Consider the following 17,231-nt stretch of genomic DNA (forward strand, 5'->3'; position numbering starts at 1 on the left):
GGCGGGGAGCCTCGTCGGAGGCGGGGGCGGCGAGCCATCCGGATGCCCGGGCCGCCTGCACCGTGCATGCGACCAGCAGCGCGAACAGGACCACGAACACGACCGCCAGCAGCGCCACCGGGGTGGCGTGCAGCTCCAGGAACAGCCGGCTGCTCGCGGCGACCAGCGCCACGGCGAGCGCGGCGTGCCCCGCATCGAGCCGCGCGCGCACCCGCGCCGTCAGCTCGGTCCATCCCCGCATCCCGCCGGGATACGCGCCGGGATGACGGAGAGTCCCGCTGATCTCGGATGCCGCCGACCCGCGGCATCCGCGAAGGCCGCGCTTCTCCGAATTCCGGCGGCGAGAGCGCACTGGCGGTGACGGCGGCGCGGTGGAATGCTGACAGCATCCCCAGCGCGACCTGTGCACCACCCGTGCCCCACCGCGCTGCGCCGCAGAACGAAGGAGTCTCATGCGCATCTCCCGACGCCAGGCGACCGTCATCGCGATCGCCGCCGCCGCGCTCACCGCCGTCTCGATCGCCGGACCGGCCGACGCCGTCCCCCGCCACGGGCCGGAGGGCCGGCTCACCCCGAACACGCACTTCGTGATGGCCGCGGACGGCTCCAGCGGGCTCACCGCACGCGGGTCCGGCATCCCGAACATCGACTCGGTGAAGGCCACCGTCCGCGCCTACTACAACGCGACCTCGGCCGGCATCGCCGACAAGACGACCTCGCCGTACATCACGCAGCTGGAGCAGATCGAGGCGACCGCGCTCGCCGCGCTGCCGGCGGTCGACCCGGCGGCGAAGAAGGCCGTCGTCTTCGACTCGGACGACACCACGCTGTGGACCTACGACATGGAGGACAACGCCATGCACTTCACCTTCGACCCCGCTCTGCAGGACGTCTGGGTGCAGGGCGAGAAGTTCCCGGCGACTCCCGGCATGGTGGACTTCGTCGACGCGGTCGTCGCGAAGGGCTACACGGTGTTCGGCATCACGGGCCGAAGCGCCGCGCAGAAGGACGCCACGCTCGCGAACCTCGACAACCTCGGCTACGAGGGCTTCACCGCGGACCGCTTCTTCACCAAGTGGGCGACCGGCCGGCAGCCCTCGTACGTGACCTGCGCGACGGCCACGTGCACCACCGTCGAGTTCAAGGCGAACACGCGCAAGCACATCGAGCAGGACCTCGGCTACGACATCGCGCTCAACATCGGCGACCAGTTCAGCGACCTGCAGGGCGGGTACTCGGATGCCCGTCTCAAGCTGCCGAACCCGACCTACTATCTGCCGAGCCCCGACCTGCCCGGCCTCACGGAGCCGAAGCTCGCGCCCCGCACGCACTTCACGATGAAACCGGACGGATCCAGCGGCCTCACCGCCGGTGGCGAGGGCATCCCGAACATCGATTCGGTCAAGGCGACCATCCGCGCCTACTACAACGCCGACGCGACGGGCATCGCGAACAAGACGCGCTCGCCGTACATCAGCGAGATGACCGCGCTGACCCGCCAGGTGACCAACACCTACGTGACCGAGTGCCGCCGGATGGCGCGCGCGGGCGCGAAGCCGGCGATCGTCTTCGATGCGGACGACACCACGCTGTGGACGTACGACATGGAGGACAACGCGATGCACTTCACGTTCGACCCGGTCGTGCAGAACGACGACTGGGTGCAGCCGGGCCGCTTCCCGGCGACGCCCGGGATGGTCTCGCTCGTCAACGCCGTGGGCGCCGCCGGCTGCACGGTGGTCGGGCTCACCGGTCGCAACGACACGCAGAAGGATGCCACGCTCGCGAACCTCGCGAAGGTCGGCTACACGCAGTTCACGTCCGCGAACTACTACACCAAGTTCGTGAAGGGCTCCACTCCCCCGGCGTACTTCGACGGCACCGCCTGCCAGACCGGCACGTGCACGACCATCCAGTACAAGTCGGCGGTGCGCGCCCATGTGGAGGCGCAGGGATATCGGATCATCGGCAGCTTCGGCGACCAGTTCAGCGACTTGATCGGCGGATTCTCCGACTCGACGGTGAAGCTGCCCAACCCGACGTACTACCTGCCGTAGCGCGTCTTCCGCTCGTCGGGCGAGGGTCCCCCGCCCGACGAGCGGGAACGGGGATGTCGCACCCCTCTTCTAGGCTGGATGCCATGCGTCTTGCCACCTGGAACGTCAACTCGATCCGCGCCCGCGTCGTCCGGACCGTCGACTTCGCGGTGCGCGAGCACATCGACGTGCTGGCGATGCAGGAGATCAAGTGCAAGCCCGAGCAGTTCCCCTACGAGCCGTTCGAGGCGGCCGGCTACGAGGTGCACGCGCACGGCCTGAACCAGTGGAACGGCGTCGCGATCGCGAGCCGTCTGCCCATCGACGACGTGCGCACCGCGTTCCCGGGCATGCCCGGGTTCGCCAAGGGCCACGAGGGTCCGGATGCCCCGCAGGAGGCCCGCGCGATCGGTGCCACGATCGACGGGGTCGAGGTCTGGAGCCTCTACGTGCCCAACGGCCGCTCCCTCGACGACCCGCACTACCAGTACAAGCTCGACTGGCTGGCCGCCCTCACCGACTACGCGCAGAGCACGATCGCATCGCACCCCGAGCTGCCGCTGAGCTTCGTGGGCGACTTCAACATCGCCCCGACCGACGAGGACAACGGAGACCCCACGGTGGTCGTCGGCGCGACCACCCACGTGTCCCCCCTCGAGCGGCAGGCGTTCCAGACGCTGCTCGACGTGGGCATGGCGGACACCGTGCGCCCGCTCGTGCCGAGCGGGTACACGTACTGGGACTACAAGCAGCTGCGCTTCCCGCGCAACGAGGGGCTGCGCATCGACTTCATCCTCGGCTCGCACCCCTTCGCGGATGCCGTGACGGGCGCCGCCATCCACCGCAACGAGCGCAAGGGCGAGATCCCCAGCGACCACGTCCCGGTGGTCGTCGACCTCGACTTCGCGGCCGAGGACGACGACGACCGCCCGATGTTCTGGTGACGACCCGCTAGCGGTTGAGCGACTCGGTCATGTCGCCCGTGGTCGGAACTCCGGCGGGGGCGTAGCGCAGCTGCACAGCACCGGCGCCGCCCGAGACGGGCGGCTCCAGCAGGCGCAGCGCGGCCGGTGCAGCCCCGTCGGGGAACACCTTCTTGCCCTGGCCGAGCACGACCGGGTAGACCCACAGCGTGAGCACGTCGAACAGCTGCTGCGCGAGCAGGGTCTGCACGAGGTCCACGCTGCCGATCACGTGCACGTCCGCGTGCCGCTCGCGCAGCGTCGCGATCTCGGCCGCGATGTCGGCGCCGAGCTGCGTGCTGCCCTGCCAGCCGAGCTCCGGTGTGCCGCGCGAGGCCACGTACTTCGGGATGCGGTCGAACAGCTGCCCGATCGGCCCCTCCGGTCCCGTGGTGTGGTTCGGCCAGTACGCCGCGAAGATGTCGTACGTGCGACGACCGAGCAGCAGGGCGTCCATCGTCTGCATGCCCTGATCGACCGACCGGCCGACCATCTCGTCGAACAGAGGCGCCTGCCAGCCGCCCCACGGGAACGCCCCGGAGGTGTCCTCCTCGGGTCCTCCCGGCGCCTGGGCGACGCCGTCGAGGGTGGTGAACAGATCGATGCTGATGCGACCGGTCATGGTGGTCTCCTTCCGCAGGCTCATGCCGCGAGCGCGGTGAGCCCTCCGTCGATATGGAACGTACGCGCAAACCCGTCGAGCAGCGAGGGGTCCCCGTCGAGCACGTGCAGCACGCCGGTGGAGACGGCATCCTGCGGCGACAGCTCACCAGAGATGACATGCCGGATGCCGGGCGTCGCCGCGACCACGACCTGTGGGTCGCCGTCCGGCATCCGGCCGCCCACCGGCGGCGCGGGCGGGGCGAGCTGCGTCACGGACAGTCCCTCGCCGGTCACCTGCACGCGCAGGGCGACGTCGCCGACGTGCAGCTCGTAGTCGGCCGGGGTGGCGGCATCCGGCCGGTACGCCGTGCGCAGCGCCATCGTCAGCGAGTCTGCGGTCACGACGTCTTCGGGGTCGGGATCGCCCATCGCCTGGAACCCCCACCGGCCGAGCGCGAGCACGATCGGCTCGAGCGCGCGCCCGTACGGCGTCAGCTCGTAGACGAGGCCGCAGTTCATCACCGGCACGCGGCGCACGACGCCGCCCTCCTGCAGCTCCTTTAGCCGCGTGGAGAGGATGTTGGTGGGGATCTTCGGCAGCCCCTGCTTGAGGTCGGTGTAGCGCCGCGGGCCGACGAGCAGATCGCGCACGATGAGCAGCGCCCACCGCTCCCCGATCAGCTCGACGGCCGTGGTGACCCCGCAGTACTGCCCGTAGCTGCGGGATGCCACTTACGCGTTCGCCTGCTGCTCGGCCAGGTACGCCTCGGGGCCCTGCTCGGCCGCGGCCGGGTCCATGTAGAGGAACTCGAGGATGTTGCCGTCCGGGTCCTCGAGGTCGCGGTTGTACATGAAGCCGAGGTCGGTGGCCGGACGCGGCTCGGAGCCGCCCGCGGCGAGGCCCGCCTCGACGACGGAGTCGACGTCGTCGCGCGAGTCGCGGCTCATCGCCACGAGCACCTGCGCGGTGGTCTTCGCGTCGGCGACGGCCTTGTCGGTGAACGACGAGAAGAAGTCGCGGCGCAGCACCATGAAGTAGACGTTGTCGTCCCACACGATGCACGCGGCGTTCTCGTCGGTGAACAGCGGATTGATGCCCGCACCGAGGGCCGTGTAGAACGCCTTGCTGCGCTCGAGGTCGTCGGTGGCGAGGTTGACGAAGATGTTCGTGCTCATAGCGCCATACTTGCAAATAACAAGCAAGCTTGTCAATAGCAAGTTCGCTAGCTTTGGAGCATGCTGCAACTCCGGGGGATCACCAAGAGCTACGGCACGCACCGTGTGCTCGACGACGTCGGCTTCGACGTGCTGCCGGGCCGGCTCACGGGATTCGTCGGCGGCAACGGAGCGGGCAAGACGACCACGATGCGCATCGCGCTCGGGGTGCTGGCCTCCGACGGCGGCACCGTGTCGCTCGACGGCGCCGCGCTGACCCCGGACGACCGTCGCCGGTTCGGCTACATGCCCGAAGAGCGCGGCCTCTACCCCAAGATGAAGATCGGCGAGCACATCGCCTACCTCGCCCGCCTGCACGGATTCGCCAAGACCGCCGCGGTCGCGAAGGCGGAGGCCCTGCTCACCGAACTCGGCCTGGGCGAGCGGCTCAGGGACAACGTCGAGACCCTGTCCCTCGGCAACCAGCAGCGGGCGCAGATCGCCGCGGCCCTCGTGCACGAACCCGAGGTGCTGCTGCTCGACGAGCCGTTCTCGGGCCTGGACCCGCTCGCCGTGGACGTCGTCGCCGGAGTGCTGCAGCAACGCGCGGCGCGGGGCGTCGCCGTGCTGTTCTCGTCGCATCAGCTCGACGTCGTGGAGCGCCTGTGCGACGACCTCGTCATCATCGCGGACGGCACGATCCGGGCGACCGGGTCGACGGACGCCCTGCGCGCCCGGCACGCGGGGCGCCGGTACGAGCTGCGTGCCGCGGCCGACACCGCCTGGCTGCGCTCCCAGCCCGGCATCCAGGTGGTCGACCAGGTCGGCGGACGCGCCCTGTTCGACGCCGATCCGGATGCCGCGCAGAGTGCGCTGCAGCAGGCCGTGGCCCGCGGCGACGTGCACAGCTTCGCTCCGCGGCATCCCTCGCTCGCCGAGATCTTCAAGGAGGTCATCCGATGACCGCATCCGTCCCCGAGGTCCCGAGCGCCGGCGCGGCGGTCTGGCTCGTCGCCCAGCGCGAGATCGGCTCGAAGCTGCGCAGCAAGGTGTTCGTCATCTCCACCCTCGTGCTGGTGCTGCTCCTGCTCGGCGGGGTGGTGTGGGGCGGCCTCACCGCCGCCAGCCCGCCCAAGACGCCCGTCGCCGTGACGAGCACCACGGCATCCGCGGTCGACGGCATCGCCGCGCTGAAGGTCACCGAGGTGGCGACACCCGACGACGCCGTCGCCCTGGTGAGATCCGGCGCGGTCGACGCGGCCCTGATCCCGGATGCCGCATCGGGCGACGGCTTCGGCTACGCCGTGATCGCCAAGACCGACGCCCCCGCGGCGCTCCTGCAGGCCCTCGCGAAGACGCCGCGCGTGCAGCTGCTCGACCACAGCGGGCACAACGACATCCTCCGCTACCTCGTCGCGCTCGGGTTCGGCGTGGTGTTCTTCATGGCCGCGAGCATGTTCGGCAGCACCATCGCGCAGAGCGTCGTCGAGGAGAAATCGACGCGCGTCGTGGAGATCCTCATCTCGGCGATCCCCGTGCGCACGCTCCTGACCGGCAAGGTCATCGGCAACACGATCCTCGCGATGGGGCAGATCCTGCTGCTCGTCGCGGTCGCTGCCATCGGGCTGAGCATCACCGGGCAGGGGGTGGTGCTCACCGGGCTCGCGGGGCCCCTCGTCTGGTTCGCCGTGTTCTTCCTGTTCGGCTTCGTGCTGCTCGCCGCCCTCTTCTCCGCTGCGGGCGCGATGGTGTCCCGCCAGGAGGATGTCGGCGCGACGATCGCCCCGCTGTCGATGCTGATCCTGCTGCCGTACGTGCTGGTGCTGATCTTCAACAGCAACCCGGTGGTGCTCGGCGTCATGTCGTACGTGCCGTTCTCGGCGCCGGTCGCGATGCCGCTGCGCATCTACCTCGGCGACGCGCAGGGGTGGGAGCCGGTGCTCTCGCTCGTCATCCTCGTCGCCACGTGCGCCGGAGCGATCCGGATCGGCTCGCGCATCTACCGCAACTCGCTGCTGCGGATGGGCGCGCGGGTCAAGCTCGCCGAGGCGCTGGGCCGCTGAGTCAGGCGCCGGCGAGCGCGTCCGCGGCCCGCACGAGCGCCAGGTGCGAGAACGCCTGGGGCGTGTTGCCGACGTGTCGGCCGTGCTCGACGTCGTACTCCTCGCTGAGCAGCCCGACGTCGTTCGCCAGGCCGCACAGGCGCTCCATCAGGGCCGTGGCGTCGTCGCGCCTGCCGCTGGCCGCATACTGCTGCACCAGCCAGAACGAGCACGCCAGGAACGGATGCTCGTCGCCGTCGAGCCCGTCCACCCCGGTGTCCGTGCGGTAGCGGCGCACCAGGCCGTCGCGCATCAGGGTGCGCTCGATCTCGGCGACCGTGGCGAGCATCCGCGGGTCGTCGGCCGCACAGTAGCCGACCTGCGGGATCAGCAGCAGCGAGGCATCCACCTCGGTCGTCGCGTCGTGCTGCACGAAGCGCCCGTCGGCCACCCCGTCCGCGTCGATCGCGGCCTGCAGGGTGGCGCGGCGCCGGCGCCACTGGTCGACGGGACCGGACAGTCCGTGCTCCTCGACGGCGCGGATGCCGCGGTCGAACGCCGCCCACATCATCACCCGCGAGTGGGTGAAATGCCGGGGCTCCCCGCGGATCTCCCAGATGCCGTTGTCCGGCTCGTCGAGCTGCTCGCCCGCGTGGCGGAGCAGCGCGCGCTCCATCGGCCAGGAGTAGTGCGACTCCTCGAGCCCGGCATCCCGCGCGGCGGCGAGCGCCAGCATCACCTCGCCCACGACGTCCGCCTGATACTGGCCGGACGCCCCGTTGCCGACCCGCACGGGAACGGCTCCGTCATAGCCGGGCAGCGACGTCAGCTCGCGCTCCCCGATCTCGCGCTCGCCCGCGATGCCGTAGACGATCTGCATGTCGGCGGCATCCCCGGCGATGGCGCGCAGCAGCCATTCCCGCCAGTGGTGCGCCACGCCGACGAACCCGTGCTCGAGGAGCGCCTGCAGGGTGAGGGCGGCATCCCGCAGCCACACGTACCGGTAGTCCCAGTTGCGCGCGCCGCCGAACTGCTCCGGCAGAGAGGTCGTCGGAGCCGCGACGATGCCACCCGTGTCGCGGTGGCTCAGAGCGCGCAGCACCAGCAGGGAGCGCACCACGGACGCCTCGAAGGGGCCGTCGTGGTCGATGCGCCCGGCCCAGTCCTCCCACCAGGCGCGGGTGGACGCGTGCGCGGCATCGGCGTCGAGCGGTGCCGGAGCCTTGCGGTGGGACGGATGCCACGTCAGCGTGATGTCCGCCCGCTCGCCCTCCCGCACCGTGACCTGCCCGCGGTGGCGATGGTCGTCCGCGCGCAGCTCGGCTCCGCGCACGACGAGCGCGTCCGGCCCGGCGATCGCGGTGAGCTCGGGCTCGGCGCGGTTGCCGGTCTGCCGCATCCACGGCAGGGAGCGGCTGTAGTCGAACCGCACGCGCAGCTCGTGGTCGAAGACGACTTCGCCGCTGATGCCGACCACGCGCCGCAGCACGTCGATGCGGCGGATGACGTCGTGGCGGTGGGAGTCGACGGGCATGATGTCGTGCACCTCGGCGACGCCGGTGGGCGTCTCCCAGCGGGTGATCAGCAGGAAGGTGTCGCCGTCGTAGCGCCGGGACGCGATCGCTGCGGCATCCGCCGGCCGCAGGCTCCACCGCCCCTGGTCGGGGCCGCCGAGGAGGGCGCCGAACACCGACGGCGAGTCGAAGCGGGGGACGCACAGCCAGTCGATGCTGCCCTCGCGCGAGACGAGGGCGGCGGTGCGGCAGTCGCTGAGCAGGGCATAGTCCTCGATCGGGGTCACCACGATCGCCAGCGTAGTCGTGGCCCCGACGTCGGCCCACCCGTTGACATCCGTCCAGTCTGGGAATAGCCCTCAGGTGCATGCGGTTGCATGGGAGTGGGCCGACGGCGTCCCGACAATCTTCCCCCTCTGCTGAAAGGCAAACGCATGAGCATCGCCATCGACCGCACGGCCGACACCGAGGCCCCCATCATCGACGTGCTCGCCGAGCGCTGGAGCACCCGCATCTTCGACGCGACGTCGGTCATCGACGAGGCCGCCCTGGCCAGCGCCCTCGAGGCCGCCCGCTGGGCCCCCACCGCCGCGAACACGCAGCCGTGGCGCGTGATCGTGGCTCGTCGCGGCAGCGCTGCGCACGCGAAGGTGCTCGAGAGCCTCATGGGCTTCAACGCCGCGTGGGCGGGCGACGCCGCCGCTCTGGTCGTGTTCGTCGCCGAGACGACCCGCGACGGCGAGCCGATGATCTGGGCCCAGTACGACACCGGCCAGGTCGCCGCGCACTTCACCGTCCAGGCTCACGCCGCCGGCCTGTCGACCCACCAGATGGGCGGGTTCGACCGCGACGCCATCTCCGCCGGCTTCGAGCTGTCCGCCGACTTCACCCCGGTCACCGTCATGGCGATCGGCGAGCTCGGCGACATCCGCGCCGCCTCCGAGGAGCTGCAGCAGCGCGAGAACGCCCCCCGCGAGCGCCGCGCCGTCGCCGACTCGGTCATCGTCGACGACTGACGACACCCCGGTCGTTGAGCGAGGAGCGCAGCGACGAGACGAAACGCACTGACCCCCGAGCGGGCTCAGTGCGTTTCGTCGTTTCTGCGTTTCGTCTCGCTTCGCTCGCTCAACGACCGGGGGCGGGAAGCTCGCTCAACGACCGGGGGCGGGGAGCTCGCTCAACGACCGGGGGCGGGGAGCTCAACGACCGGAGGTGTGGCCGGCCAGCAGGGCGCGGGCGGCCTCGGAGTGGTGGGCGATCAGCTGGGGCACGTCGAGCCCCACGATGGCCCCGTCGGTGACCCGCCAGGTGCCGCCGACCATCACCCGGTCGGCCCGCTCCGCCCCGCACAGCACGATCGCGGCGAGCGGGTCGTGCGCGCCGGAGAACCGCAGGTCGTCGAGGGTGAACATGGCGAGGTCGGCCTGCATGCCGACCTCCAGCGTGCCGATGTCGGTGCGGCCGAGCGCACGTGCCGAGCCTTTCGTCGCCCAGTCCAGGGCCCGCTCCGGGGTGATGGACGCGGCGCCGTACCGCAGCCGCTGGATGTACAGCGCCTGACGCACCTCCTGGATCATGTTCGACGCGTCGTTGGAGGCCGAGCCGTCCACGCCGATGCCGACGTTGACGCCGGCATCCTCGAGCTCGATGCCGCGGGCGATGCCGGACGCCAGTCGCATGTTCGACATGGGGCAGTGCGCGACGGATGCCCCGGCGGCGCCGAGCCGCGCGATCTCGCTGTCGTCGAAGTGGATGCCGTGGGCGAGCCACGTGCGGTCCCCCAGCCACCCGACCGACTCCAGGTAGTCGACGGTGCGCAGGCCGAACATCTCGCGGCAGAAGTCCTCCTCGTCGATGGTCTCGGCGAGGTGCGTGTGCAGCCGCACGTCGAGCTCGTCGGCGAGCGCCGCCGTCTCGCGCATGAGGTCGGTGGTCACCGAGAACGGCGAGCACGGCGCCAGGGCGATCTGCACGACGGCGCCGTCGCCGCGCTCGTGGTACGCGTCCACCAGGCGCCGGCTGTCGGCGAGGATGACCTCGGCCTCCTGCACCGTGCGCTGCGGCGGCAGGCCGCCGTCCTCCTCGCCCAGCGACATCGAGCCGCGGGTGAGCGTCGCACGCATGCCGAGGCGGCGGACGACGTCCACCTGCACGTCGATGCCGTCGTCGAGCCCGGCCGGGAACAGGTAGTGGTGGTCGGCCGCGGTGGTGCAGCCGGACAGCAGCAGCTCGGCCAGCGCGACGGTCGTCGCGAGCTCCAGGTCGCGCGGGGTGAGCCCGGCCCAGAGGCCGTACAGCCCCTTCAGCCAGGGGAAGAGCTCGGCCGACACGACCGGCGTCCAGGCGCGGGTGAGGGTCTGGTAGAAGTGGTGGTGCGTGTTCACGAGCCCCGGTGTGACGACGTGACGGGACGCGTCGTACACCTCGTCGTACGGCGTCGCCGGGGTGGCGCCGGAGGACACGGTCTCGACGATCCTGCCGTCGCGGATGACCAGGCCGCCGCGGGCGTCGACGCCGGCCGGCGTGTGGATCGCGAGCGGATTCTTCAACCAGAGAGCGGGCTGCGCGGCGGGCGACGCGGATGCTGCGGACGCTGCTGCTTCGGACGGTGCTGCTTCGGACATGGGCGGACTCCTCGGATCAGGGGCCGACCCGGTGCCGGCCTCGCGGGGCCAGCTCAATCCGCCTGTCTGCTGATCCAGGACTCCGCGCGCACGCGGTCGTGACTCATGGATACCAGGGCCGGATGCCGCCCGTCAACGCGCGCCGGTCCGCTCCCGGCGGATTCACGCCCGCGCCGACGGCGGGTTGTCCTCGGGGTGCATCACGATCACGAGCGACATCGGCTCGCCGCCCGGGTCGGGGGCACGGGCCGCGTATTCCTCGAGCAACTGCCGGATGCGCTGCTCGAGCTCGGTCCGGTGCCCGGCGTCCAGCCGCAGCCCCAGCCAGCTGACGTGCACCGCCTCGGGGTCGACGCCTTCGAGCTGCTGCCGCATGGTCTCGATCAGCACGACCGACTGGTTCGCGGCGCGGGGCGCGTGCCATGACAGCCCGGTCGCGAGGTACGGCACCTCGCGGGCGCCGCGGGCTCCCACCCGTTCCTCCTGCGCGGCCAGCATCCCGGCCTCCACGAGGGTGCGGACGTGGTGCAGCATCGTGCCGGGGTTCACGTCCAGCAGCTGCGCCAGCTCCTTGTTGGTGCGCGCCTCGAAGCGGCACAGGCGCAGCACGCGCAGCCGCAGCGGTGAGCTCAGGGCGCGCGCGGCCTTCTCGACCCACGCCGCATCCTCCGCCGCATCCGTCATGAGCACACCGTAACCGAGTGATTGACACTTCTCAATCACTCGCTCAGACTGGTGGACATGGCCGGATCAGTCGACCCCGAGGGCGAGGTCGTCGCGGAGGTCCGCAAGGGGTCCCTCTGGCACGACGGCAACTTCCTCACGATGTGGAGCGGGCAGGCCCTCAGCCAGTTCGGCGAGCAGGTGTCGCTGCTGGGCATCCCGGTGCTCGCGGTCGTGCTGCTGCACTCGACCGCATTCGAGGTGGGGGTGCTGGATGCCTCGGGGCTGGCGGCGTTCCTGCTCATCGGCCTGCCCGCGGGCGCCTGGATCGACCGGATGCGCAAGCGGCACGTCATGATCGCGGCGGACGTCGTGCGGGCGGCGGCCCTGGCCGCCATCCCGGCACTGTGGGCGCTGGGCCTGCTGCACATCTGGCAGCTCTACGCGGTCGCGTTCGTGATCGGCGTGGCGACGGTGTTCTTCGACGTCTCGTATCAGAGCGTCATCCCCTCGCTCGTGCGCACGGATCAGATCGCCGAGGCGAACGGCAAGCTCGAGGCGACGGCCCAGGTGGCGCACCTCACCGGGCCCGCGATCGCCGGCGGGCTCATCGGTCTGGTGTCGGCGCCGTTCGCGATGATCACCACGGCGTGCACGTACGCGGCATCCTTCGCGGCCCTGTCGTTCACGCGGGACCATGAGCGGCCCCGCCCCGCGCACGAGCACGAGCCGCTGCGACATGAGATCGCCGAGGGTCTGCGGTGGGTGTTCGGCAATCCGGCGCTGCGGCGCATCGTCGGCACGACCAGCACGTCGAACCTGTTCAACACGATCTCCGGCACGATGCTGCCGATCTTCCTGCTGCGCGAGCTCGGCATGACGGCGGCCACGATGGGCGTGATCCTGTCGCTCGGCGCGGTCGGCGGCCTGCTCGGCGCCATCGCCACCCCGCACCTCGTGCGCCGCCTCGGCGAGGGGCCGGCGATCCCGATCAGCGCGATCTCGTTCAGTGTGGTCGCGGTGTTCCTGCCGGTCGCGGCGATGGTGCCGCAGATCGCGTTCGGCCTGCTGGTGGTGCAGGGGTTCGTGATGAGCTTCACGGTGCTCGTCTACAACATCACGCAGGTGACCTTCCGGCAGCGGATCACCCCGCCACGGCTCCTCGGCCGCATGAACGCGTCGATCCGGTTCGTCGTGTGGGGCGTCATGCCGATCGCGTCACTCGTCTCCGGGGGCCTCGGCACCTGGCTCGGCATCGTGCCGACGATGTGGATCGGCGCGATCGGCCAGCTGGCATCCGCCCTGTTCGTCGTGATCGGGCCCTTCTGGGCGATGCGGGAGCTGCCCGACGGAGCCGGGAACCCGGCGTAGTCCGCCGGGACCGGCTCTCAGTCCTCGTCGGCGGGCACGACGGCCTGCACCCGCGAACGACGGCGGTGCCGCCAGCGCAGGATGCCCCACACGATCGCCGCGACGACCACGGCGATCACGAGCCAGGGCAGCAGGAAACCGATCCCGATGATGATGCCGTCGACCACGGCGACCAGGCCGTTCCACCCGGCCGTGAAGCCGTCCCCGAATCCGGCCGGAGCCGCCTGCGCGGGAGTGGGCTTCAGCAGCAGGGTCACGGTGAGGCTCGACAGCGACACCTGGTTGCTGAGCGTCGCCAGCTGCTGCCGCGCGGACTCGAGGTCCGCCTGCCGCTGCTCCAGGGCGCTCTCCGCCGCGATGAGGTCGGCCACGGTGCCCGACTTGCGCATGAGCTCGGTGAGGCGCGTGACGGATGCCTGCAGCGCGTCGATCTGAGCACGCAGGTCGATCGCCTGCGTGGTGACGTCCTGCTGCGAGATCGAGCTCGCCTGCACGGTGCCGACCGCGGACAGCGCGCTGATCGCGGCGGTGAGCTGAGCCGCGGGCACCCGCACCGTGATGGTGCCACCCTGCGCGACCGAGCTCTCGGCGACCCCCGGCGTCGCCTCGGGCGTCGGCACCGGCGTGCCGTTTCCGCCGACGTTCATCGACTCGACGTATCCGCCCCGTTTCTGGGCGGCCGCCGCGATCGTCCGCGCCGCCGCCGCGACATCGTCCACCTGCACGGTCGCCTGCGCGGTGGCGACGATCTGGCGCGCCGAGCCCGAGCCGTCGGGACTCTTGCCGGAGCCGGTGGTGCCCGAGCCTGTCGAGCCGGTGTCGGGCGCGGGCACGCCTCGTCCCTGCGCGGGCGGTGCGACGAGGCCGAGCGAGCTGCTGCCCGCGGAGCCCCGCGTGACCGTGCTCGCGATGACCGGACCGATCGCCACGGCCGCGATCACCACGATCGCCGCGGCGGAGCCCCAGCCGATGACCCGGCGGCGCTTCAGCCGGCGCCGGTCGGTGTGCTGCGCCTGCGCCCGCCAGGCCGCTCGCCGCTCGCTGTCGATGCCCGCGAACAGCGCCCGCTCCATCTCGTCGATGCGCTCGTCGCTCAGTTCGGGAAGCGGCGGACGCTCCGCCTGCTGCTCGTTCATGCCCTCTCCGCCCCGGTCGTGGTCCGCAGCTGCGTGCGGATGCGCGAGAGACGATTGCGCACGACCCCGTGCGACACCCCGAGCTCGTCGGCCGCCGCCTGGTAGGCGTAGCCCTCCGCGGCGCACAGCCGGAAGATCTGCTGGTCGAGGTCGCTCAGCCCGTGCACGGCGTCGAGGATCTGCTCGACGAGCAGGGACGTCACCACTTGGCGCTCGACGTCGACGGTGTCGGGCACCGTCTCGTCCACGGCGGCCGCGGTGTGCTCGCGGTCGCGCCGCTGCCGGCGGATGCGGTTCGCCGCCTGATAGCGGCAGATCGTCGCGAGCCAGGGCAGCAGGGAGTCGCTCTCGAGCTGCAGCCCGGGAAGCTTCCGCCATGCCGCCATGAAGGTCTCCTGGGTCACGTCCTCCGCGTCGGGGGCGTTGCCCACGAGCCCGTGCGCCAGCCAGTACACCGGGCGCACGTAGGCGCGGTAGAGCACACGGAATGCGCTCTCGCTGCCGCCCGCGGCCTGTGCCGCGAGCGTGGCGTCGTCCTCGGTGCGCTCGGCCATCCGTCTCTCCTGCGGAGTCTTTCGTCTCTCACCAGGTCAGTGTCGGCGGCGCCCGGATCGTCTCGGAATCGTCCGGGTCAGCTCGTGGCGAGCACCGACAGCACGTTGCCGGCCGGGTCGGTGAACCACGCGATGTCGGGCCCGCGGCCCGGCCCGCCGTGCGCGATGCCCTTCTCGTCCGTGCCGAAGTCCGGGTCGGTGTAGATCTTCGTGACGACGCCCCGGGCGTTGAGGTCGTCGACGGCGGCCTCGACGTCGGCGACGGGGAAGTTCAGGATCGTGAAGCTCGCCGGCGTGTGGTTCGGCTTCGCGTACACGAGGATCATGCCGCCCTGCGGCAGGTGGATGTCGAGGAAGCCCATCGAGTCGGAGGTCACCTGGAGGCCCAGGGTCTCGCCGTAGAAGGTGCGCGCGGCCTCGATGTCGTCGACGCTGAACCCGGAGAACGCGGCGGAGGTGTCGAATGCGGTCATGCGACCAGCATCCGCCTCCGCGGTCGGCGCGTCCAGGGCGGGCGGGTCACGGATGCCGCGCGAACAGGGCCGCGACGGCATCCTCCCGCACGTCGTCCAGCGCGGCGTCGAGCCGATCGTGCGCGGCGAACTGGCTGATGCCGTGCAGGGTGCTCCAGAGCAGCTCGGCGCGGACGGCGCGGTCGCGGTCGGACTCGCCGCCGACGGCGCGCTCCAGCATCCCGAACCCCTCCCGGAGGATCGCCGGGGTCTCGCTCGAGGCGAAGACGATGCCCGTGCGCGCGGAGGCCATCGCCTCGTACACGGCCGGATGCTCCCGCGCGAAGGCGAGGTACGCGGCGACGAGCGCCGGCAGCGTGTCCGCCCCGTCGCCGGGCACGCGCATCGCCGCGGCGAGCTCCGTGTACCCGTCGATGACGACCCGCTCGACGATCTCGTCCCGGCCGCCGGGGAAGTGGCGGTAGAGGATCGGCTGGCTCACGCCGATCGCGTCGGCGAGCCGGCGCACGGTGACGGCGGACCAGCCGTCCTGCTCGGCGATCTGTCGCGCCGTGCGGACGATGCGCAGTTCGCGCTCACGGATTCTCTCGGTCTCTTGCGCTGATCGGGGCACGTGGCTATATTAGCACCGCTAACACTTAGCAACGCTAACCCTAGGAGGGGTCATGACCGCCATCATCGGCATCACCGCGACGCTCGCCATCCTGAGCCTCGCCGTGATCTTCGGCACGGACGTCGTCGGGACGCTCGTGCAGCGCTCCGTCTACGCCGACCTCGAGGACCGGGCGCTGGTGCAGGTCGTCGGGCGCGGCCACTACTACGCCGACCGGAGGATGCCGGCCATCGGCATCCCCGGGACGATCCTCACCGCCGCAACCGCGGCGGCCGCGTTCGCGTGGGGCACGCCTCCCGCCGGCATCCTCGCGACCGTGGGCTTCGTGCTCGTCGTGACCTGGCTGCTCGTCTACGCCCGCGTCGCCAAGCCCATCAACGCGACGCTGACCGCCGCGGCCCTCGCCGACGAGGTGCCGGCCGACACCCGCGCCCTGCAGGCGCGCTGGGAGTCGATCCTGCCGCTGCGGGTCGCCCTGCTCGGCGCTGCGATCGCGCTGCTGTCGGTCGCGCTGCTCCTGGTGTGACGCCGAAGACGCCGGATGCCGCGGACCCCTCGGATCCGCGGCATCCGCATGTTCCGGGCTACTCGCCGGAGCTCGTGACCACGAGGCCGGTGCCGTCGGCCGCGACATCCACGCGCACGGTGTCGCCGTCGCGCACGCGGCCGGCCAGCAGCGCCATGGCCAGGCGGTCCTGGATCTCGCGCTGCATGAGCCGGCGCAGCGGCCGGGCGCCGAACACCGGGTCGTATCCGCGCTCGGCGAGCCACGACCGGGCGTCCGGGGTGACCGCCAGCGACAGCCGACGCTCGTGGAGCCGCTGCTGCAGGGCATCGACGGACAGCTCCACGATCTGGGCGAGGTCGTCCTCGCTCAGCGACTGGAACATCACGATGTCGTCGAGCCGGTTGACGAACTCCGGCCGGAACGCCTGGCGCACGAGCGCCATCACCTGCTCGCGACGCTGCTCGATCGACAGCGTCGGATCGATGAGGATCGGCGAGCCGAGGTTCGAGGTGAGGATCAGGATGACGTTCGTGAAGTCGACCGTGCGGCCCTGGCCGTCGGTGAGGCGGCCGTCGTCGAGCACCTGCAGCAGCACGTCGAACACCTCGGGGTGCGCCTTCTCGACCTCGTCGAGCAGCACCACCGAGTAGGGGCGCCGACGCACGGCCTCGGTGAGCTGACCGCCCTGCTCGTACCCGATGTAGCCGGGAGGGGCACCGACCAGGCGCGCCACGGAGTGCTTCTCGCCATACTCCGACATGTCGATGCGCACCATGGCGTGCTCGTCGTCGAAGAGGAACTCGGCGAGCGCCTTCGCCAGCTCGGTCTTGCCGACACCGGTCGGACCGAGGAACAGGAACGAGCCCGTCGGCCGGTTCGGGTCGCTGATGCCCGCGCGCGAGCGGCGCACGGCATCCGACACCGCGGCGACGGCCTCCTTCTGGCCGATCAGGCGCTTGCCCAGCTCGGACTCCAGG

General features: G+C 71.2%; 19 protein-coding genes. 7 read left to right on the forward strand and 12 right to left on the reverse strand.

The genetic code is table 11. From position 1 onward, the window contains the following. Positions 1-241 (reverse strand): hypothetical protein (locus tag VJR25_RS15900; RefSeq protein WP_324116786.1); only part of this gene is annotated, 241 nt, incomplete at its 3' end. Positions 242-452: 211 nt separating this feature from the next. On the opposite strand from VJR25_RS15900, the gene VJR25_RS15905 reads away from it, so the two are divergent. Both VJR25_RS15905 and VJR25_RS15910 read left to right on the forward strand, forming a co-directional pair. Next, positions 453-2,057, forward strand: coding sequence for an HAD family acid phosphatase (locus tag VJR25_RS15905; RefSeq protein ID WP_324116788.1), 1,605 nt, complete (start codon positions 453-455; stop codon positions 2,055-2,057). Between the two features lie 83 nt (positions 2,058-2,140). After that, positions 2,141-2,980 (forward strand): exodeoxyribonuclease III, encoded by an 840-nt coding sequence (locus tag VJR25_RS15910; RefSeq protein WP_324116790.1) that lies wholly within the window; start codon positions 2,141-2,143, stop codon positions 2,978-2,980. Positions 2,981-2,987: 7 nt separating this feature from the next. Here VJR25_RS15910 and VJR25_RS15915 read toward each other — a convergent pair whose 3' ends face one another. From VJR25_RS15915 to VJR25_RS15925, 3 genes are read right to left on the reverse strand one after another with little or no spacing between them, the layout of a single operon-like run. Next, on the reverse strand, positions 2,988-3,620 hold the full coding sequence (locus VJR25_RS15915; protein ID WP_324116791.1) for a dihydrofolate reductase family protein: 633 nt from the start codon (positions 3,618-3,620) through the stop codon (positions 2,988-2,990). A gap of 20 nt (positions 3,621-3,640) precedes the next feature. Beyond that, positions 3,641-4,333 (reverse strand): helix-turn-helix domain-containing protein, encoded by a 693-nt coding sequence (locus VJR25_RS15920; RefSeq protein WP_324116793.1) that lies wholly within the window; start codon positions 4,331-4,333, stop codon positions 3,641-3,643. Then, positions 4,334-4,777 (reverse strand): VOC family protein, encoded by a 444-nt coding sequence (locus VJR25_RS15925; RefSeq protein WP_324116795.1) that lies wholly within the window; start codon positions 4,775-4,777, stop codon positions 4,334-4,336. A 60-nt stretch (positions 4,778-4,837) separates the two neighbouring features. Between VJR25_RS15925 and VJR25_RS15930 the strand changes: the two genes are divergently transcribed. Together VJR25_RS15930 and VJR25_RS15935 are read left to right on the forward strand one after the other, a co-directional pair. After that, entirely contained in the window at positions 4,838-5,719 is an 882-nt protein-coding gene (locus VJR25_RS15930) for an ABC transporter ATP-binding protein (protein WP_324116797.1), read from the forward strand. After that, positions 5,716-6,819 (forward strand): ABC transporter permease, encoded by a 1,104-nt coding sequence (locus tag VJR25_RS15935; protein WP_324116799.1) that lies wholly within the window; start codon positions 5,716-5,718, stop codon positions 6,817-6,819. The genes VJR25_RS15930 and VJR25_RS15935 overlap by 4 nt, the downstream gene beginning before the upstream one ends. Position 6,820: 1 nt before the next feature. Here the strand turns inward: VJR25_RS15935 and VJR25_RS15940 are convergent, their stop codons facing one another. After that, the gene (locus VJR25_RS15940; protein ID WP_324116801.1) at positions 6,821-8,602 is read right to left on the reverse strand and encodes a glycoside hydrolase family 15 protein; all 1,782 of its coding nucleotides are present in this window, start codon (positions 8,600-8,602) and stop codon (positions 6,821-6,823) included. 144 nt (positions 8,603-8,746) lie between these two features. Between VJR25_RS15940 and VJR25_RS15945 the strand changes: the two genes are divergently transcribed. Next, on the forward strand, positions 8,747-9,328 hold the full coding sequence (locus VJR25_RS15945) for a nitroreductase family protein (RefSeq protein ID WP_324116802.1): 582 nt from the start codon (positions 8,747-8,749) through the stop codon (positions 9,326-9,328). Positions 9,329-9,511: 183 nt separating this feature from the next. Here the strand turns inward: VJR25_RS15945 and VJR25_RS15950 are convergent, their stop codons facing one another. Further along, positions 9,512-10,936, reverse strand: a complete 1,425-nt coding sequence (locus tag VJR25_RS15950; protein WP_324116804.1) for an 8-oxoguanine deaminase — start codon at positions 10,934-10,936, stop codon at positions 9,512-9,514. Positions 10,937-11,098: 162 nt separating this feature from the next. Beyond that, on the reverse strand, positions 11,099-11,620 hold the full coding sequence (locus VJR25_RS15955; protein WP_324116806.1) for a helix-turn-helix domain-containing protein: 522 nt from the start codon (positions 11,618-11,620) through the stop codon (positions 11,099-11,101). A gap of 57 nt (positions 11,621-11,677) precedes the next feature. On the opposite strand from VJR25_RS15955, the gene VJR25_RS15960 reads away from it, so the two are divergent. After that, on the forward strand, positions 11,678-12,970 hold the full coding sequence (locus tag VJR25_RS15960; protein ID WP_324116808.1) for an MFS transporter: 1,293 nt from the start codon (positions 11,678-11,680) through the stop codon (positions 12,968-12,970). Between the two features lie 17 nt (positions 12,971-12,987). Here VJR25_RS15960 and VJR25_RS15965 read toward each other — a convergent pair whose 3' ends face one another. The 4 genes from VJR25_RS15965 to VJR25_RS15980 form a co-directional block, all read right to left on the reverse strand. Beyond that, positions 12,988-14,106 (reverse strand): DUF4349 domain-containing protein, encoded by a 1,119-nt coding sequence (locus VJR25_RS15965; RefSeq protein ID WP_324116810.1) that lies wholly within the window; start codon positions 14,104-14,106, stop codon positions 12,988-12,990. After that, positions 14,103-14,660, reverse strand: a complete 558-nt coding sequence (locus VJR25_RS15970) for an RNA polymerase sigma factor (protein WP_324116811.1) — start codon at positions 14,658-14,660, stop codon at positions 14,103-14,105. Before VJR25_RS15970 ends, VJR25_RS15965 begins: the two co-directional genes overlap by 4 nt. 77 nt (positions 14,661-14,737) lie before the next feature. Beyond that, positions 14,738-15,133 (reverse strand): VOC family protein, encoded by a 396-nt coding sequence (locus tag VJR25_RS15975; protein ID WP_324116813.1) that lies wholly within the window; start codon positions 15,131-15,133, stop codon positions 14,738-14,740. 46 nt (positions 15,134-15,179) lie between these two features. Continuing rightward, the gene (locus VJR25_RS15980; protein WP_324116815.1) at positions 15,180-15,746 is read right to left on the reverse strand and encodes a TetR/AcrR family transcriptional regulator; all 567 of its coding nucleotides are present in this window, start codon (positions 15,744-15,746) and stop codon (positions 15,180-15,182) included. A gap of 52 nt (positions 15,747-15,798) precedes the next feature. Between VJR25_RS15980 and VJR25_RS15985 the strand changes: the two genes are divergently transcribed. Further along, the gene (locus VJR25_RS15985; RefSeq protein WP_324116817.1) at positions 15,799-16,272 is read left to right on the forward strand and encodes a DUF1772 domain-containing protein; all 474 of its coding nucleotides are present in this window, start codon (positions 15,799-15,801) and stop codon (positions 16,270-16,272) included. A gap of 58 nt (positions 16,273-16,330) precedes the next feature. Here VJR25_RS15985 and VJR25_RS15990 read toward each other — a convergent pair. Next, positions 16,331-17,231, reverse strand: a 901-nt coding sequence (locus tag VJR25_RS15990) for an AAA family ATPase (RefSeq protein WP_324116818.1), incomplete at its 5' end; no start/stop codon positions are given.

Source organism: Microbacterium sp. (assembly GCF_035277845.1).
Classification (GTDB): domain Bacteria; phylum Actinomycetota; class Actinomycetes; order Actinomycetales; family Microbacteriaceae; genus Microbacterium.

What these genes read in the sequence shown, in the direction of transcription:
- VJR25_RS15905 (WP_324116788.1), top strand. Translation starts at nt 453, where the DNA reads ATGCGCATCTCCCGACGCCAGGCGACCGTCATCGCGATCGCCGCCGCC.
- VJR25_RS15910 (WP_324116790.1), top strand. Translation starts at nt 2,141, where the DNA reads ATGCGTCTTGCCACCTGGAACGTCAACTCGATCCGCGCCCGCGTCGTC.
- VJR25_RS15915 (WP_324116791.1), bottom strand. Translation starts at nt 3,620, where the DNA reads ATGACCGGTCGCATCAGCATCGATCTGTTCACCACCCTCGACGGCGTC.
- VJR25_RS15925 (WP_324116795.1), bottom strand. Translation starts at nt 4,777, where the DNA reads ATGAGCACGAACATCTTCGTCAACCTCGCCACCGACGACCTCGAGCGC.
- VJR25_RS15930 (WP_324116797.1), top strand. Translation starts at nt 4,838, where the DNA reads ATGCTGCAACTCCGGGGGATCACCAAGAGCTACGGCACGCACCGTGTG.
- VJR25_RS15935 (WP_324116799.1), top strand. Translation starts at nt 5,716, where the DNA reads ATGACCGCATCCGTCCCCGAGGTCCCGAGCGCCGGCGCGGCGGTCTGG.
- VJR25_RS15945 (WP_324116802.1), top strand. Translation starts at nt 8,747, where the DNA reads ATGAGCATCGCCATCGACCGCACGGCCGACACCGAGGCCCCCATCATC.
- VJR25_RS15950 (WP_324116804.1), bottom strand. Translation starts at nt 10,936, where the DNA reads ATGTCCGAAGCAGCACCGTCCGAAGCAGCAGCGTCCGCAGCATCCGCG.
- VJR25_RS15955 (WP_324116806.1), bottom strand. Translation starts at nt 11,620, where the DNA reads ATGACGGATGCGGCGGAGGATGCGGCGTGGGTCGAGAAGGCCGCGCGC.
- VJR25_RS15960 (WP_324116808.1), top strand. Translation starts at nt 11,678, where the DNA reads ATGGCCGGATCAGTCGACCCCGAGGGCGAGGTCGTCGCGGAGGTCCGC.
- VJR25_RS15965 (WP_324116810.1), bottom strand. Translation starts at nt 14,106, where the DNA reads ATGAACGAGCAGCAGGCGGAGCGTCCGCCGCTTCCCGAACTGAGCGAC.
- VJR25_RS15970 (WP_324116811.1), bottom strand. Translation starts at nt 14,660, where the DNA reads ATGGCCGAGCGCACCGAGGACGACGCCACGCTCGCGGCACAGGCCGCG.
- VJR25_RS15975 (WP_324116813.1), bottom strand. Translation starts at nt 15,133, where the DNA reads ATGACCGCATTCGACACCTCCGCCGCGTTCTCCGGGTTCAGCGTCGAC.
- VJR25_RS15985 (WP_324116817.1), top strand. Translation starts at nt 15,799, where the DNA reads ATGACCGCCATCATCGGCATCACCGCGACGCTCGCCATCCTGAGCCTC.